Origin of the sequence: Shewanella sediminis HAW-EB3, assembly GCF_000018025.1 — a bacterium.
GTDB lineage: Bacteria > Pseudomonadota > Gammaproteobacteria > Enterobacterales > Shewanellaceae > Shewanella > Shewanella sediminis.
Genome location: NC_009831.1, coordinates 5,033,635 through 5,049,278 on the forward strand (window position 1 = coordinate 5,033,635; position 15,644 = coordinate 5,049,278).

Consider the following 15,644-nt stretch of genomic DNA (forward strand, 5'->3'; position numbering starts at 1 on the left):
CATTTAGATTTTAGTGGGAACAGTTTCAGGCTCTTTGAATGCCTGACACCTTCTCGCTATGCGTGTGGAAGAAACGCCAGCAATGACGCCATGCCGATAACCACAAATACCACACTCACTATCGTTTTTATCTTTTTCATTCGAGCTCGGGTATTGAGATCTCGGGCGGCGCCCCATTTTATGGCGACTCGATATACTCCGATGGCGGCATGTAACTCTACGCAGAGCAGAAGCGGCATATACAACATCCATACACCATCATTCCAGATCCTGTCTGCGGATCCTGAAGGACCGATAGTCTCTGGTGCCGAGCCGATAAGCCACAGGTGTACGGGTAACATCAGCAAGATACCGACCCCCGTAACGGCCTGCCAGACCCAGAGTTTGGTATCTCCATGACTGATTGAGGCCATCTGCTTTCTTAGTGCAATCTGTTGTCTCAAGCTCAGAGGCAGCTTTTGAACCGCAATTAACACATGAACCAGCACTAAACTTGCGATAGCGATGGCAATGATTGACACCACCCAAGGGTAACCATGGCCATCGGCACTCAAAAAGTTCAGCTCCATCATGCCCGCGACCCAGGTCATTGCGTCGGCGCCGAGCAGTATTGATGACACCAGTATTAAATGTGTCCACAAGAACACGGCCAAAATAACGCCTGACACACTCTGGCTCATATCGAGCCAGCCACTACAGTTTTTTATTGTTTTTGTTATCGCCATATATCCTCACCGAATTAATGTTGCAACATTAAAAAAAGTCATCGAATAGACTAATCATAATGTCGCTCACATATCGCCTAAAAACCGTGAGGCAGATCAAAACAGGATTAAATAATCAACCAAGTTCTAAAATACTCATCTTCATGAGGTTTTGCTGACTATTCAGGCACAAAGGGTTGGACAGGGAGCGCCAAATCACTACCGATTATCATGTAGGAGAGCAGGCTCAATGAACCGATGACGATCAGATAGATGATCAACACCTTGATGATTTTTCTCAAGCCTCTTCTGTTTGCAGTCAGGCCCCATTTAACCGCGACACGATAGAGACCAATCATGGCGTGAATAACCACGGCAGGAAGAAGCAGCGCGTAGAGTAACCAGGCGTTCGCATGGTAAACACGCTCCGCGGAAAGGTGTGGCCCGATTTCAGGATTCGTTATCATGGTAAAGACATGTACCGGTGCCAGGAAAAACAGAATAAACCCGGTAACGAGCTGCCAAAACCAGGCGTGGCTATCCTTATGGTTAATGCCGTTCATATGACGACGCAGTGCTCGCCATTGTCCCAATTGAGCCGGAAAACGTCTCAGTGCCACAGCGGCATGTAACATAACGACAATAAGAATAAACACGGAAAATACTTTGGTAACGACGGGGAAACCATGGCCCGTTTCACTAAACATTCCCCCCTCGAGGATCTGAACGACTTGATAGAAGGCCTCTTTTCCCAGCAGGATACTGGACTCAAAATGCAGGTGAGCCAATAAAAAACAGCCAAGTAATATGCCTGTGACACTTTGAATTTTATCTGCCTTTGCAGACCAGGGGTGTCCTACAATGCCAGGGATGCTTGTTTCGGGAAGTAAAGTTCTCACAGTCATTTTCTTATAGTGCCTATTGTCGGGATTTACACCTTATCAAGAAGAATAGAACTAAGAACAACGTCCTGATTAAAACGTGACCAAACTCACAGCCTTACCTTCGGCTATTTGAAGCAGATCACAAACAAAGGGGGTCACACAAAACAAAGGTCATACCATTTAACCACCCCAATTCAATGAGTTAGACAGAATTTTCAAACGAAACAATCATGACCAACTTTGGTGGAACACCAACCATATCGGTATGATTTAGCAAATTTCATTCATTACCTTCCGATTTAATTGCTTGATAGCCGGAGCAAGTTCATTAACTATCGAAGCAAGCTAACCACTGACTTTACCCATCAAGCGGTGGACGGAATATCTCGACCGTTTCCCCCAAGTGTAGCCCTGACTTAAAAGGGAAAACTAATTCAGTGTCTATGCCTCTTGAGTTGAAAAATCTGAGTGACTCTGAATTGATTACATATTTAATGTGATTGGTATTACAATAGCTCAATTGCAGAACTTAAAGAGACGATCCCATGCCTTGGATCCAGTTAAAAATTGATACCGATAACCAACATGCAGATGCCTTGAGCGATCTGTTAATGGAGGAAGGCTCTCTGTCTATTACCCTGGAAGATGGTAAAGACACGCCTATTTATGAGCCTACTCTAGGTGAGACGCCGCTGTGGAATCACACAGTGCTAACAGCACTCTTTGAAGCCGATAGAGATCTTGCCATTGTCGTTGAGCAGCTCAAACTGCAACCCTATTTAGGCGAAGACTTTTCCTACAAGATTGAGCAAGTCGAAGATAAAGACTGGGAACGTGAGTGGATGGATAACTTTCACCCGATTAAGTTCGGTGAACGCTTATGGATCTGTCCCAGCTGGCGCGAAATCCCCGATCCAGATGCCGTTAATATCATCTTAGATCCAGGGTTAGCATTTGGTACCGGTACTCACCCAACGACAGCCCTCTGTCTGGAGTGGTTAGATAGCTTAGATTTTGCCGATAAAGAGGTGATCGATTTTGGTTGTGGCTCAGGCATCTTAGCCGTCGCAGCACTGAAACTCGGCGCGACTAAAGTTACCGGCATCGACATCGATTACCAAGCCATCGACGCATCTAAGGCCAATGCAGAACGCAATGGTGTCGAAGATCAATTAGCCCTCTTCCTTCCCGAAGATCAACCGAAAGATCTACAGGCCGATATCTTAGTGGCAAACATTCTTGCGGGCCCGCTGAGAGAGCTTGCTCCTTTAATTGCCGAAAAAGTAAAAACCGGCGGCCAATTGGCCTTGTCCGGACTACTTAAAGAACAAGCCGAAGAGGTTGCGGAGTTTTACACTCAATGGTTCGATATGGATGAGCCTGCTCACAAAGAGGATTGGAGCCGCTTGACAGGAATACGCAAATAGCGGTAATGGGCGGTACACCCTGTGCCGCCTAAGATTTCTCAGCTTTCAAAAGTCAAGAAAAAAAGTTTCTCTCAGGTCATTTATTGACCTTTTCACCAGCTCAAAAAAGGCGTACTATAGCGCCCCTTTGAAGCGCTAAGGTATGTTGAAAATGCAGATTGGACCCTATCAACTGAAAAACCGGTTGATCGTGGCACCAATGGCAGGTGTCACAGACCAACCCTTTAGAAATCTATGTCTTCGTTATGGTGCAGCCATGGCGGTGTCGGAGATGCTTTCGTCGAATCCTGATGTTTGGGATACCGATAAGAGCCGCCAGCGCATGAGTCATGCTGGTGAAGATGGGATACGCTCAGTACAAATAGCAGGTGCCGATCCTGAGTTAATGGCCAATGCCGCCGTTGTCAACGTACAACAAGGGGCACAGATCATTGATATCAATATGGGTTGCCCTGCGAAGAAAGTGAATAGAAAGCTAGCTGGTTCAGCTTTACTGCAAGACCCTGTGCAGGTAAAAGCAATTTTACAAGCCGTGGTTGCCGCAGTGGATGTACCGGTAACACTGAAAATTCGAACTGGATGGGCTCCGGAGCATAGGAATGGTGTTCAAATCGCCCAGATAGCCGAAGATTGTGGTATTGCCTCATTAGCCGTTCACGGCAGAACCAGGCAGTGCATGTACAAGGGAAATGCCGAGTACGACACGATTAAAGCTATTAAAAAGAATGTCTCGATCCCTGTTGTTGCTAACGGAGATATTGTCACTCCTGAAAAAGCACGTTTTGTGTTAGATCAGACCGGTGCCGATGCTCTCATGATAGGTCGGGGTGCTCAAGGAAGGCCTTGGATTTTCCGAGAAATTCAACATTATCTGGAAACGGGTAATAAGCTAGCGCCTGTTGAGATGGATGAAAAGCGTCTTGTGATGCTGGAACATCTTAAAAACTTATATGCTCTGTATGGTGAATATAAGGGTATCCGTTTCGCTAGAAAACATGTTGGATGGTATTTGGACCAAGATGAACAGCGTCCATTCCGGGCCGAATTTAATCGGCTGGAAACTGTTGAAGAACAAGGTTCCATGGTGGAACGCTATTTTGATGAAATTGCACAGAATTAATTAAAGAGCAGAATACGAATGTTTGATCAGACTACTAACACAGAAACTCATCAGCTTACAGTTGGCAAAATTGAAACAGCTAACGGTACTATCAAGCCTCAGTTATTACGTGACGCTGTAAAGCGCGCAGTAACAAACTTTTTCGCTCAGATGGACGGGCAAGAAGCTGAAGAAGTATATGAAATGGTGTTAAGCGAAGTTGAAGCACCTCTGCTAGATATCATCATGCAGCATACCCGCGGCAACCAGACTCGTGCAGCGAACATGCTAGGTATCAACCGTGGTACTCTGCGTAAGAAATTGAAAAAGTACGGCATGAACTAAATCGTTCATCTCTTGCTTTAAATAAAAAAACCAGCGCTATGCTGGTTTTTTTATGCCTGATTTTTATGAAGTGGTGTTTGGCTTTGAGACAGGCTCTTGCGCTTCCATCAAGATGTGATGATAAAGTTATGCCTATTATCCGGTAATTAACAGCAGGAGTAGCCCGATAATAATCATAAGAGCCAAGCTGCAACTCAGCAATAGACACAAACCATAGATCAAGCTAAAGGGATCTGTTTTCATCTGTCGGCCTTCGAAGATGCACGCTCAATTCAGAGCATGACGTCCCCCAATAACTCTCCATAAGAAGACTTCTCATAAGAAGACTCTACAGAGCCGATAACCAAGAGAGAATTTAGCCCCTGAGCAGGGGCTTTCATATGAGAGTGAATACCTATCGGTATAAATTATTGAGCAGGCTTGAAGCCAGGCGCTACCAGATGACGCCAGGTAACAATCACCATGAGTAGGCCGGATCCGGCAAACACAGATAATCCCAGCGCACCGGATTGAGCATAACCTTCAATAAATGAAGAGCCACACCAGGCGATGCCAAACAAGATATCCAGGATTCCGATCAACAACAGAGGTATCGCATACCATTTAAGTTTTACCACCATATGGGCATACACCATGACGTTGATTGTCAACATACTGATAATGCCCAGACAGAACCATTGTAAAGCTTCCATCACTCTTTCTCCTATATGTTAACCGGCTGTGCCGATATTATTTTTCATTGAAGTGTTGGTACGCATGTCGGCACCAGACTCCCAGAACTTCTCAACCTTACCTGGAATAGGCTCGGCTCCCTGTCCGCCATACCCAAACGCCGGATGGGCTTCGGCCATAAAGGCATGCAGGAATTTTGGCATCATAGGATTGACGGCCATCATCATCCAGTGATGCCAGAAGTCGGGTTCATTAAAGGTACAGCTGGCGATACAGTTCAGGCAGGAGGTATCGTTATCGACCCAGAAGTTGAAGCAGCGTTTGGAATCTGAATGCCACTTACTGACGCCCGCGTGGCTATTCCAGGTATAACCCGGTTCATCACTGAACTCATAGGTAGGCTGAAAGGTTGGCTCATCGTCCTGACTGATGGCACCAGACGGGCAAGAGTCGGCACACTTCTTACAGGTCTTGCAGAACTCACGCACACCCCAGGTACGTGGCTGATCGTAAGCATCTTCAAAATCGATATCGGTGAATACCTTACACAGTCTCACCCTGGGTCCGACGCCAGGCATGATACAGGATCCGAGACGACCTCCTTCTCCCATACCCGCCAGAATGGCATAAGCGACCGAGTTAGCCAGATCGTTACCCGCACCCACGGCGTGGTAGCCACAGCCACGAATAAATTTCGCCATCTGGCAAGCCATCTTACCCATGTCGCTATAGCCATTACCCGTGGCCCCTTCTGAGGTCCAGGATGGAGCCGTCGCTACGTTGTCATAATCCATAGGGGTGGCAATGACGATCACCGACTTGGGCTTGAAGGGGAAATCTTTCTCCCAGGATAGGGTTCTCTCATCTTCCATGTCATAAAGAGGATCGTAAACGAAACGCTTGTCGAATTTAGCGATACCGACACGGACCGCGCCAAACAGGCGTCCGGTCGAACGGATCATATCTGCGGCACGTTTTCCGCTCCCCCAATCATATTGCTCTGCCTCTACGTCGGTTTGATCCCAGCTATGCAGAGGGGTATTCGGCTGACCGAAGGCGGATGCACGGGATTTTGCGACAACCAGAGGATACCAGGCGGCATGGCCGATAGCCCTGTCGGCCTGACCATATCCTGACTTACTATTATCGAAATGGTCGCGGTTCTCGAATGTCTGAACCACATCATTAAAATTAAAGTCTTTCTTCCACAAGCGTGAATACTGAACCGAACGTTCGGGGTGATCTATCTTCGATAGTTTTGGGCTAACCGCATGAGTCAATACCAGATCACGTTGGTCGAAGGGCTTAAAGTTCAGTTCATCGACTTCGATACCCGGCGTATTCGTCGACCCTTCCAGCGCCGCTTTCGACGCCCCTAATGCCACGCCCCCGGTCAACATAGCCGCACCGCCACCTATAACGGTTTTCTTAAAGAAACTACGTCGCGACATGTTCGGCAGATCATCTTGTAGCTCTTGTGAGCTCCGGTTTTCAATTTGGTTTGTCATAATGCTTAATTCTCTTCATGTAACAAGGAGACAAAGTCTCTGTGAACAGGGTCAAACGACTTCAATCAGTTCAAGGTCAAAAATCAAGGCGGCATTCCCGGGGATCTTCGGAGCCTTACCCACTTGGCCATAGGCCAGCTCTGACGGGACATATACTCGCCACTTAGAACCGGACGGCATCATCTGTAACACCTCAGTCCAACCGGGGATCACGCTCTGCACCGGAAACTCTACCGGCTCCCCTCTCTCGACGGAGCTGTCGAACACTTCACCGTTGATCAACATGCCATGGTAATGAACGATGACATTATCGACCTGACCGGCAGTTCGCCCCTCACCCATCTCTATGACCTTGTATTGCAGCCCGGAGTCTGTGATAACGACACCTGGCTTAAGGGCGTTTTCAGACATAAACGCCTGACTTCGGCCCGCTGTTTCATCAGCTTCGCGTTGACGAATGGCCGCTGCCAGAGCGGCGATATTTTTAAATGCCGATTCCACTTGCTGATCTGTGATGGGAGCCGCTCTGTCATGGAAGCAATCCAACATTCCGGCAAAAACGGTTTCCATCTCCAATCCGTCAAAGTTATGAGTTTGTAGGTGGCGGCCAAACTGCCACCCCAACCCATAACTGACTTTCTGCTCATCATTCGCAAGCGATACTGGTTTAGTGTCTGTCATGATGATTCGACTCCTTAAATAATGTAAATGTATGCAAGCTGCAGTTTCTAATGTCCGGCAGGTGCATCGGGCAGGGGTAAAATCAACCTTGTTGCAGGCTTCATAAAGCTCTGATGACAGGCATTGCAGGCCTGAATAGTAGTCACTACGGCTTTCATACTGGAATTACCATCATGGTTTCGAACCGCTAAACGCAGACCAAGGGTGGCATTTTTAAGCGCCTTAGATCGGCTCTGAAACTCCTCCTTACGTTCCAGCAAGTCATCACTGGCCTTACTTTCAGTGAAGGAGTCAGGCACAAAGAAAAAATCGTTATATATGATGGATAAACCTGCCAACGAATCCACACGGTTAAGCATGGTAAAACCATTCCACGGTTTCTTACCGGTGGCGATGGCGCCAGCATCCATCAGGCTAGCCCCCATGAGGCGGTGAACACCTTGGCGCGCTTGAATTGCCGCCGCAGGTTCGGCGTAGGGATCGGGCATTGAATTAGCTTCTGCTACAACACCAAATAGGCTTGCAAGCAAAGTTATTGAGAGAACTGTCTTCTGCATTTTTTTAGGTTTCCTATCGACACACTGCCACAGGCAAAGCGCATGGGTCATATAGCACTGAATGAAAAACCGAAACGGGTTAACCTTCTGTCGCTAATTTGGGATAATGACCCAAAATCGCTTACCCAACGATATAAGTACCGACCAGTACATACGTTAGTGGCGATAATACCTCTCGATGTACCAGCCGGTACATAACGAGGTTGTAAAAATGTGACACATGGTCTGAAAATAGACAATTTTTGATTTAGAGCAACAACCACAACTTTTGTATGGGTATGTCAATGACCGGTAAAGTAACGCGCCAACGTTTTTCCAAGAATCAATGGTTGGAGGCTGGGTTAAAAATGCTATCAAACCAAGGTGTTGATAAGCTAAGCATAGGTAATTTGTCTCGCACTGTCGGTGTCGCCAAGACCAGCTTCTACTGGCACTTTAAAGACAGACAAGATCTACTCGATCATATGCTGGAGTACTGGGTATCTGAATTTAACGCTGTGTTAACGGACAACCCGGATCTGCCACAACTTCCGCCTAAACAGCGACTGCAAGCCATCGCCGATACTGTAGTCGGACAAGATCTAGCCAAATATGAGTTAGCCATCCGCGGCTGGGCCAGCCACGACGAGGCAGCCATGGCGGTGTTCGACAATATTCACTCACGCCGAATGGCCGTGATTCAACGGGCCTTTGCCGACGCCGCTTTCGATGAGCAGGAGCAGAAGACCCGTGCAGAACTCTTTAACTGTTACCTGAACTGGGGCAAGGTGATGAACAACGACCCCCTATCATTTAAGACAACGGTAAACAGACTTATCCCTATGCTGCTTCAAGCGCCAGCTGAAGCAGATTAAAGCGAAAATGTGAATTCCTGAGCAATTTAGTCAAGTTTTACTTGCCAGCGCTTAAAGAGGTCAATAATATGCACCTTAAAGATATAAATAATTTGCAGCTTTGAGGTGTTTATGAGTGTTACAGAGCAAACTGAGGTCTCCTTATCTGAACAGCGTGTCGGTCAGCTTGTGGCCGATGACTTTCGCTATGCCCATGTATTTAGTCAATTTGGTATCGATTTTTGCTGTGGTGGGGGGCGAACATTAGCCGCTGCCTGCGACAAGGCCGGTATCGCACTATCTGAAGTCGAAACGGCACTCAGTAAGATTAACTCTGAAGGCCAAAAAGATGATGCGCTTAATCAATTGCCGCTCGGTGAACTCATTGACTACATAGAAGCCAATCATCACGCCTATGTCAGAGAGAAGGCGCCTCTGTTAATGGAATACAGCCAGAAGATGGTACGAGCACATGGTGAACGTCACGCAGAAATTAAACCTTTTGCGGGCTGGGTACGCGCATTAATCGACGATCTGACTCCGCACCTGATGAAAGAGGAGAAAATCCTGTTTCCGGCCATCAGAGCCATGGCTGCCGGCGAAACCGTCGAGGGGTGCTTCGGCCATATCGGCAACCCCATCAATGCGATGCAGCATGAACATGACGATGCGGGTCATATGTTCGAGAAACTTCATGAGCTGACCAATCATTTCCAGCCACCGGAGCATGCATGCACCACATGGCGTGTTTGTTACGCGACGCTGGCCGAGTTCGAGGCTGACTTAATGCAGCACATTCACCTCGAAAATAATATCCTCTTCCCTAAGGCATTAGCCCTCTAAACAAGGTGGACGACCGGGTACAAAAAGGCCGGCTATTGCCGGCCTGTTTATATTTCCGTCTAAGATTAACTACCTATCAGCAGATAACCACCAATTAGCGCGATTACGCCTCCAGACATCCGCATCAAGTTATACTGCTTGCTCACATGCTGCATCCCCATACCTAACAATACCCCGACAATATGTATCGTCGCAGTGCCGCTGATAAACCCCAATGCATAGAGAATCGGATTAGCTAACTGTGGCATCTCGACACCATGGGCATGACCATGAAATATGGCAAATACACCAACAAATGCCATCACAAGTAGTTGAGGTAATCGCTTATCGATGGCTAAGGCTACTCCTAACAACAGGACCGAAACCGCAATACCCATCTCTACAAACGGAACCGGAATTGAAAGCAATCCAAGAATACCGCCAACAAGCATAAATATGACGAATGCGGTGGGGACGGTCCAGATAGCCTTGCCACCGAGCTGGGTACTTAAGATTCCCACGCACAGCATGGCTAACAGGTGATCGAAACCCAGAACGGGATGGTTAAATCCGGTGATAAAACCACCTGAGGAGTGGAGCTCATGGGCCTGTACCGGCAATGACGAAAAGAGGATGACAAACACTAAAACAGCTAAACGCATCATGACAACAATCCTATCCTTGATTAACTCACTATGAAGGTACGCAGCAAGATACACTGCATCAAGCAAACACCACTTGATGCATATCAAGCGATTGAAAACTTAGGAAAGAAGTACTGACAACTCAGATATATCGTCGATCTCTATATGGGGTAACATGCCTGCGCCTTTGTCGACCCGAGTTCTGTCATATGCAGGGTTAAGCCATACCGATTGACACCCGGCCATTCTCGCCCCTTGAATATCGTTAAGATAGCTATCACCAACATGCAGTAAGGTCTGATGAGCAATATTCAGTCTTCGACATGCGGTGTAGAACATATCCGGGTAAGGCTTCTTTCTTGTTCCGTCTCCGGGGTGGAGTACAAACTGAAAAACGGAATCCAAACCTATCTTGGCTGCATCGACATTGCCATTGGTCAACCCTATCAGGGGGTACCTGCTGCCCAGCTCCTCAAGCATTGTGATAATCGAAGTGGAGACGGTAAAGTCAGATCTATCTTTCAGAAAGTGGTCGAGCCCTCGCTGCGCACCGGTTTCAGCATCCGCTCTCGAATAACCTAATATGAGCAACCCCTGTTCCAACATCACGAATCTTGCGGCCGTAGTATCGTGAATCAGTTCAGGGTATTTATGCAGCAAGGAGGTTTTTAACGCTATCCAGTCGGTCCTTTCCCATCGACAAGTCTTACCGTACTCCCGATAGAGAAACGCCATTAATGATGCCTCAGCCCGTTTTAGGACAGGACGGTTATCGTATAAGGTATCGTCGAGGTCGAAGCTAATTGCACGAAAATCTCGTGTCCTTATGTAAGAGTGGACCATCAGTTTTTTCCTGCTTTCGCTGTCGATTTAGCTTTAGCTCTCGGATGTGCGCCATCATAGACTTTCGCTAAATGCTGGAAGTCTAAGCTGGTGTATATCTGTGTCGTCGATAAATTGGCATGTCCGAGTAACTCCTGAACAGCCCTGAGATCGGCGCTGGATTCTAGCATATGGGTTGCAAAAGAGTGTCTGAGCTTATGGGGATGAACGCGCATATTCAGCGCCTGCTCCTGCCCCCACTTTGCCAATCTGGCCTGAATACTTCGATGTGCTAAACGCTTACCCTTACCGGTAACAAACAGGGCACCATCTTCACAGACTATCCCCTTTCTGCAGGTTAACCAGCATTCGATAGCATTCATCGCCATATTACCGATAGGCACGATTCGCTCCTTGCTCCCCTTCCCCATCACCTTTACCTGCCTCTCACCAAAGTCGATATCCTTTACATCCAAGGCAGCGAGTTCCGCCAGACGCAATCCTGAGGAGTAAAATAGCTCCATAATGGCTTTATCACGCACACTCAATGGATCATCGCCATCTATCTCCAGAAGATGAGTGACCGAATCAAGATCCATATTTTTGGGCAGAGGTTTATTTTGCTTTGGGGCACTCAGACTCATTGCCGGGTTAGCCTGGATAGCTCCCTCTGCAAGCAGGAAGTCACAGAACTGTTTTATCGCAGACAGTGTGAGTGATATGGAACGAGGGCTGAGCCCTTGCCGGTGAATCTGGCTCAATGCTCCTTGAAGTTGCTCTCGGGTAACATCAAGCCATGAGGTGGTTTCATCCAGTCGCTTACTGACCCGCTCTAACTCATACAGATAGTTACGTACCGTATGTTTAGATAGTTGACGCTCTGCACTGAGGTAACTCTCAAATTTCTGAAACCATTCGACGTCCATTAGGGCCTGTTTATCTTTCTAGTTTGAATTTTGCTCAATCTCAATGAGTTTAGTGCAAGGCATCGAGCAATGACGCCTAATGGGTTAAGCATCTTACGCGCGTTTGCCAGATAAGGGCGAGCACGCTAAGTGCTAAGCTACCATCAGTCTAGCGGATGGAGCTTATAATTTTGGCAATAAGTGATCTAAAAGCTGCTTAAGCTGATCCAACAGTAGATTATCCATCTCGGGATGAAAGTGCATCGCATCCTGACTCGCGATAGCAAAAATCACCTGCCCACACTGCTCAGACAATCTGGATAATGCCACAGATCCCACGTCGCTACCGAACAGACGTTTAGACTCTTCGATGGTCAGGCGCCCGAAGTAATGCCCCTGGCTCAAGCGTTTGCTCCAGATCCGCGACAGTTCACTATCGAGATCATGTACAGTAATAAGTCTGACGTGACTAAAATGGAACTGAGACTTTAGCCCCTCGGATAAGGCTTGCCTTAATTCTCCGAGATCTTCACATTCCAGTAATTTAAGCGACAGTGCCGTATTGAACATATAGATCATTTCATTACGGGTCGCCATTCCCATCAAGGAGGTGATCTCCTCCTCAAGCTGCTGCACCCGACTTCTCAGCATCTCCTGCTTTCGTTCAACCAGAGATACGGCTCCGCGCTCGGCGTGGGGAATTCGCATGGCTAATAGCAATTCTGGATATCGACTGAAAAAATCGGGATTATCCAACAGATATTCACGTATTAGTATTTCGTCGAAGGGGACTTCTTTTTTCACTTTAGATGCATCACTCATTGTTGTATCTGTCCATCATATACGTGTTCGGCGGGCCCGGTCATCCACAGCGGCTTACCTTCCCCTTCCCAGTTAATCGTCAGGGTACCGCCAGGAAGATCGACACGCACACAATTGTCTAATTTTCCTTGTAGCTGCCCCACAACTGCAGCGGCGCAGGCACCCGTTCCGCAAGCTAAGGTCTCTGCAGCTCCTCGTTCATAAACTCTCAACTTGATATGTCCTGAGTTGATGATCTGCATAAAACCCACATTGACCCCTTTAGGAAAACGTTCATGGCGGGTAAGCAGCGCGCCAATACCTTCAACATCTGCAGCCTCAATGTCTTCTACATCCAATACACAGTGAGGGTTGCCCATGGAAACGGCACCAAACAGGAAGGTCTGCATAGTTGAATCAGGATTCGTCGCCTGAAGCAGGTATGTCTTTTCCATTTTCTTAGCATTGAATGGAATTCTCCCTGGTTCAAGCACCGGAATGCCCATATTAACCGTCACATTACCGTCTCTTTCGAGCCTTAGTGTGATCTTGCCATTTGAAGTGCTGACTCTGATTTTCTGTTTATTAGTCAGCCCCTTATTACGAACGAAACGGGCAAAACAACGGGCACCATTGCCACACTGTTCGACCTCGCCACCATCGGCATTAAATATGCGATAGTGAAAATCCAGATCCGGATCATAAGGGGGTTCTACCAGTAGCAACTGATCGAAACCGATACCAAAATTTCGATCGGCAAGGCGCTTGATCTGCTCAGGTGAGAAGAACACATTCTGTGTTACTCCATCGACCACCATAAAATCATTACCTAAGCCGTGCATCTTAGTAAAATGGATCAAGATAGATATCCTTTAAAATCTGTGTTCTACAGCTTGAAGCAGAACAAAAACAAAACTGTTAGGTCGTTTGGGTATATATAGACAGTTTACGGCAGTAGTTGCTCACCTTGCCATAGCTGTGACAATTTTTCTCGTTCACGAATAAGATGTGCCCGACTGCCATCGACCATGATTTCGGCCGCTCTGGGACGGGAATTATAATTCGACGACATAGTAAAACCATAAGCACCCGATGATCTAACCGCAAGAAAATCGCCGGCATCGAGATTTAATTCTCTGTCTTTACCTAAGAAATCCCCCGTTTCACATACCGGGCCCACGATATCGTAATTACGTGTTTCACCTTCTCGAGGCTTCACCGGAATTATGTTTTGCCAAGCGCTGTAAAGTGAAGGACGAATGAGATCGTTCATAGCACCATCGACCAGGGCAAAGTGTTTATCACTGTTACCTTTAAGGTAGAGAACCTGAGTAACAAAAATACCGGCATTGGCCGCGATCGCACGACCAGGCTCAAAAATAAGTTTTAGATCTCTCCCGCCCAAACGCTCAAGCAAGGCGGCAGCGTAAACATCCGGCTGAGGAGGCGTTTCATCATCATAGGTCACGCCTAAGCCGCCACCGACATCGAAATGCTCAATGTTAATCCCCTGCTCGGCCAATCTATCGATTAAGGCAAGCATGCGATCCATGGCATCGAGAAACGGCTGTATCTCTGTCAATTGTGAGCCGATATGACAATCGACCCCCTTAACTTCCAATCCAGGCAAACTGTTCGCTCGAGCGAAGATAGCTTCGGCTTCATCCATGGCGATACCAAACTTATTCTCTTTAAGCCCGGTAGAGATATAGGGGTGAGTGCCTGCATCGACATCGGGGTTCACTCGCAAAGATACCGGTGCGACTTTCCCCAGCTGCACCGCAACAAGGTTGAGTTGTTCGAGTTCTGCGGCCGATTCAACATTGAAACAGTGAATTCCCAGGTTTAATGCCATCTCCATCTCGGCAACCGTTTTACCGACACCAGAGAAAACCACCTTATCGGGTGAGCCCCCAGCCTCGATCACCCGGGAGAGTTCGCCACCCGAGACAATATCGAAGCCACTGCCCAAACGTGCAAGCACATTGAGTACAGCAATATTTGAATTGGCTTTCACCGCATAACAGATGAGATGCGGATGATTCGCGACCGCACGGTCAAAAGCATGCCAATGACGCTCTAATGTCGCACGAGAATAGATGTATAAAGGTGTTCCGTAGGTTTGAGCTAGCTGGGCAACCTGGCAATCTTCGGCCTGTAGCTCATTATTTTTATAGAGAAAATGATCCAAGAGTCTATTCCTTATTGCTTTCTTTCTTTGGCTGTTCTTTTGTTTGTTCCTGATTATCTTGTTTGTCCGGCGATTTATACAAGGGTCCCTTTTGACCGCACGCGACGATAAAAAGGCTACCAAGCAATATCAATGAACACACTCTCATTTTTCTCAACATCTTTCTGTCCAGGTTGTTTAATCGCAATCGGTTTAATAGCAATGCTTACATCTTTAGTGATGTTGCAGAGTTAGACTTTCTACGTCAAGCAGATAAAGGACTAATACATGCTATTCCTGTTGTTTCATTCCAATTCAAAGCCAAGATGTGAGGCTTTTACAAAATTTGATTGGAGTGATGGGTTGTGATTGGTACTATCAATGAGGAAAACTACATTATCACTTCAACCAAGGATTAAGACCCAATGGCAATGACAGACTCTGAATTTCATCAACTGGCCGATGAAATGTTTCAAGCCATAGATAACGCCATCGAGCAAGCCATCGATGAACAGGATGCCGATATCGACATTGATGCCTCTGGAAATGTGCTGCAGTTAGAGTTTCCGGATACATCGAAAATTGTGATAAATAAACAGGAACCCTTGCATCAGATCTGGGTTGCAACCAAGTTCGGTGGCTACCATTTCTCTTTCGTGGAAGGTCGGTGGATCGATGAAAGAAATGGCGGTGAGTTTATGCCGTTCGTTATCGACTCTATTCAGCGTCAAGGTGACATCCAGCTTTCGCTATAATCCCCTTAAATGTTA

General features: G+C 47.1%; 19 protein-coding genes. 6 read left to right on the forward strand and 13 right to left on the reverse strand.

Annotation, left to right across the window (positions count from 1 at the left end; all coding sequences use genetic code 11):
* Positions 1-56: 56 nt before the first annotated feature.
* Positions 57-725 (reverse strand): fumarate reductase cytochrome b subunit, encoded by a 669-nt coding sequence (locus SSED_RS21440; protein ID WP_012144449.1) that lies wholly within the window; start codon positions 723-725, stop codon positions 57-59.
* Positions 726-883: 158 nt separating this feature from the next.
* Positions 884-1,609 carry a fumarate reductase cytochrome b subunit gene (locus tag SSED_RS21445; protein WP_012144450.1) on the reverse strand — a complete coding sequence of 242 codons (726 nt, stop codon included), beginning with the start codon at positions 1,607-1,609 and terminating at the stop codon, positions 884-886.
* A 524-nt stretch (positions 1,610-2,133) separates the two neighbouring features.
* Here SSED_RS21445 and prmA point away from each other — a divergent pair.
* The 3 genes from prmA to fis all read left to right on the forward strand — a co-directional run bounded on the left by prmA (position 2,134) and on the right by fis (position 4,459).
* Positions 2,134-3,015: a 50S ribosomal protein L11 methyltransferase gene (prmA, locus tag SSED_RS21450; protein ID WP_012144451.1), complete on the forward strand. Its 882-nt coding sequence runs from the start codon at positions 2,134-2,136 to the stop codon at positions 3,013-3,015.
* A gap of 151 nt (positions 3,016-3,166) precedes the next feature.
* Positions 3,167-4,135, forward strand: coding sequence for a tRNA dihydrouridine synthase DusB (dusB, locus tag SSED_RS21455; RefSeq protein ID WP_012144452.1), 969 nt, complete (start codon positions 3,167-3,169; stop codon positions 4,133-4,135).
* 18 nt (positions 4,136-4,153) lie between these two features.
* Positions 4,154-4,459, forward strand: coding sequence for a DNA-binding transcriptional regulator Fis (fis, locus tag SSED_RS21460; RefSeq protein WP_005496187.1), 306 nt, complete (start codon positions 4,154-4,156; stop codon positions 4,457-4,459).
* 407 nt (positions 4,460-4,866) lie between these two features.
* On the opposite strand, the gene SSED_RS21465 is transcribed toward fis, so the two are convergent.
* From SSED_RS21465 to SSED_RS21480, 4 genes are read right to left on the reverse strand one after another with little or no spacing between them, the layout of a single operon-like run.
* Positions 4,867-5,151 carry a VcrB family reductive dehalogenase putative membrane anchor gene (locus SSED_RS21465; protein ID WP_041421846.1) on the reverse strand — a complete coding sequence of 95 codons (285 nt, stop codon included), beginning with the start codon at positions 5,149-5,151 and terminating at the stop codon, positions 4,867-4,869.
* Positions 5,152-5,169: 18 nt separating this feature from the next.
* Positions 5,170-6,639: a reductive dehalogenase gene (locus tag SSED_RS21470; RefSeq protein ID WP_012144453.1), complete on the reverse strand. Its 1,470-nt coding sequence runs from the start codon at positions 6,637-6,639 to the stop codon at positions 5,170-5,172.
* 51 nt (positions 6,640-6,690) lie between these two features.
* Complete coding sequence (bamJ, locus tag SSED_RS21475; protein WP_012144454.1) at positions 6,691-7,320, reverse strand: BamJ family beta-barrel-assembly machinery protein; 630 nt, start codon at positions 7,318-7,320, stop codon at positions 6,691-6,693.
* Between the two features lie 47 nt (positions 7,321-7,367).
* Positions 7,368-7,877, reverse strand: coding sequence for a cytochrome c (locus SSED_RS21480; RefSeq protein ID WP_012144455.1), 510 nt, complete (start codon positions 7,875-7,877; stop codon positions 7,368-7,370).
* Positions 7,878-8,161: 284 nt separating this feature from the next.
* On the opposite strand from SSED_RS21480, the gene SSED_RS21485 reads away from it, so the two are divergent.
* Both SSED_RS21485 and ric read left to right on the forward strand, forming a co-directional pair.
* Positions 8,162-8,731: a TetR/AcrR family transcriptional regulator gene (locus tag SSED_RS21485; protein WP_012144456.1), complete on the forward strand. Its 570-nt coding sequence runs from the start codon at positions 8,162-8,164 to the stop codon at positions 8,729-8,731.
* Positions 8,732-8,842: 111 nt separating this feature from the next.
* On the forward strand, positions 8,843-9,553 hold the full coding sequence (gene ric / locus SSED_RS21490; protein ID WP_012144457.1) for an iron-sulfur cluster repair di-iron protein: 711 nt from the start codon (positions 8,843-8,845) through the stop codon (positions 9,551-9,553).
* Positions 9,554-9,618: 65 nt separating this feature from the next.
* Here ric and SSED_RS21495 read toward each other — a convergent pair whose 3' ends face one another.
* The 7 genes from SSED_RS21495 to lptM form a co-directional block, all read right to left on the reverse strand.
* The gene (locus SSED_RS21495; RefSeq protein WP_012144458.1) at positions 9,619-10,197 is read right to left on the reverse strand and encodes a HupE/UreJ family protein; all 579 of its coding nucleotides are present in this window, start codon (positions 10,195-10,197) and stop codon (positions 9,619-9,621) included.
* 99 nt (positions 10,198-10,296) lie between these two features.
* The gene (locus tag SSED_RS21500) at positions 10,297-11,019 is read right to left on the reverse strand and encodes an HAD-IA family hydrolase (protein WP_012144459.1); all 723 of its coding nucleotides are present in this window, start codon (positions 11,017-11,019) and stop codon (positions 10,297-10,299) included.
* Complete coding sequence (gene xerC / locus SSED_RS21505) at positions 11,019-11,924, reverse strand: tyrosine recombinase XerC (RefSeq protein WP_012144460.1); 906 nt, start codon at positions 11,922-11,924, stop codon at positions 11,019-11,021. Before xerC ends, SSED_RS21500 begins: the two co-directional genes overlap by 1 nt.
* Before the next feature lie 162 nt (positions 11,925-12,086).
* Positions 12,087-12,725: a DUF484 family protein gene (locus SSED_RS21510; protein ID WP_012144461.1), complete on the reverse strand. Its 639-nt coding sequence runs from the start codon at positions 12,723-12,725 to the stop codon at positions 12,087-12,089.
* Positions 12,722-13,564 (reverse strand): diaminopimelate epimerase, encoded by an 843-nt coding sequence (gene dapF, locus SSED_RS21515; RefSeq protein ID WP_012144462.1) that lies wholly within the window; start codon positions 13,562-13,564, stop codon positions 12,722-12,724. The genes SSED_RS21510 and dapF overlap by 4 nt, the downstream gene beginning before the upstream one ends.
* Before the next feature lie 86 nt (positions 13,565-13,650).
* Complete coding sequence (gene lysA / locus SSED_RS21520) at positions 13,651-14,895, reverse strand: diaminopimelate decarboxylase (protein WP_012144463.1); 1,245 nt, start codon at positions 14,893-14,895, stop codon at positions 13,651-13,653.
* Between the two features lie 4 nt (positions 14,896-14,899).
* Positions 14,900-15,043 carry an LPS translocon maturation chaperone LptM gene (gene lptM / locus SSED_RS25200; protein WP_398355990.1) on the reverse strand — a complete coding sequence of 48 codons (144 nt, stop codon included), beginning with the start codon at positions 15,041-15,043 and terminating at the stop codon, positions 14,900-14,902.
* A 256-nt stretch (positions 15,044-15,299) separates the two neighbouring features.
* On the opposite strand from lptM, the gene cyaY reads away from it, so the two are divergent.
* Positions 15,300-15,629, forward strand: coding sequence for an iron donor protein CyaY (gene cyaY / locus SSED_RS21525; protein ID WP_012144464.1), 330 nt, complete (start codon positions 15,300-15,302; stop codon positions 15,627-15,629).
* Positions 15,630-15,644 lie beyond the last annotated feature (15 nt).

Bases quoted from the DNA above. Each gene is read 5' to 3' on its own strand.
- SSED_RS21440 (WP_012144449.1), bottom strand. From the start codon at position 725: ATGGCGATAACAAAAACAATAAAAAACTGTAGTGGCTGGCTCGATATG.
- SSED_RS21445 (WP_012144450.1), bottom strand. From the start codon at position 1,609: ATGACTGTGAGAACTTTACTTCCCGAAACAAGCATCCCTGGCATTGTA.
- prmA (WP_012144451.1), top strand. From the start codon at position 2,134: ATGCCTTGGATCCAGTTAAAAATTGATACCGATAACCAACATGCAGAT.
- dusB (WP_012144452.1), top strand. From the start codon at position 3,167: ATGCAGATTGGACCCTATCAACTGAAAAACCGGTTGATCGTGGCACCA.
- fis (WP_005496187.1), top strand. From the start codon at position 4,154: ATGTTTGATCAGACTACTAACACAGAAACTCATCAGCTTACAGTTGGC.
- SSED_RS21465 (WP_041421846.1), bottom strand. From the start codon at position 5,151: ATGGAAGCTTTACAATGGTTCTGTCTGGGCATTATCAGTATGTTGACA.
- SSED_RS21470 (WP_012144453.1), bottom strand. From the start codon at position 6,639: ATGACAAACCAAATTGAAAACCGGAGCTCACAAGAGCTACAAGATGAT.
- bamJ (WP_012144454.1), bottom strand. From the start codon at position 7,320: ATGACAGACACTAAACCAGTATCGCTTGCGAATGATGAGCAGAAAGTC.
- SSED_RS21480 (WP_012144455.1), bottom strand. From the start codon at position 7,877: ATGCAGAAGACAGTTCTCTCAATAACTTTGCTTGCAAGCCTATTTGGT.
- SSED_RS21485 (WP_012144456.1), top strand. From the start codon at position 8,162: ATGACCGGTAAAGTAACGCGCCAACGTTTTTCCAAGAATCAATGGTTG.
- ric (WP_012144457.1), top strand. From the start codon at position 8,843: ATGAGTGTTACAGAGCAAACTGAGGTCTCCTTATCTGAACAGCGTGTC.
- SSED_RS21495 (WP_012144458.1), bottom strand. From the start codon at position 10,197: ATGATGCGTTTAGCTGTTTTAGTGTTTGTCATCCTCTTTTCGTCATTG.
- SSED_RS21500 (WP_012144459.1), bottom strand. From the start codon at position 11,019: ATGGTCCACTCTTACATAAGGACACGAGATTTTCGTGCAATTAGCTTC.
- xerC (WP_012144460.1), bottom strand. From the start codon at position 11,924: ATGGACGTCGAATGGTTTCAGAAATTTGAGAGTTACCTCAGTGCAGAG.
- SSED_RS21510 (WP_012144461.1), bottom strand. From the start codon at position 12,725: ATGAGTGATGCATCTAAAGTGAAAAAAGAAGTCCCCTTCGACGAAATA.
- lptM (WP_398355990.1), bottom strand. From the start codon at position 15,043: ATGAGAGTGTGTTCATTGATATTGCTTGGTAGCCTTTTTATCGTCGCG.
- cyaY (WP_012144464.1), top strand. From the start codon at position 15,300: ATGGCAATGACAGACTCTGAATTTCATCAACTGGCCGATGAAATGTTT.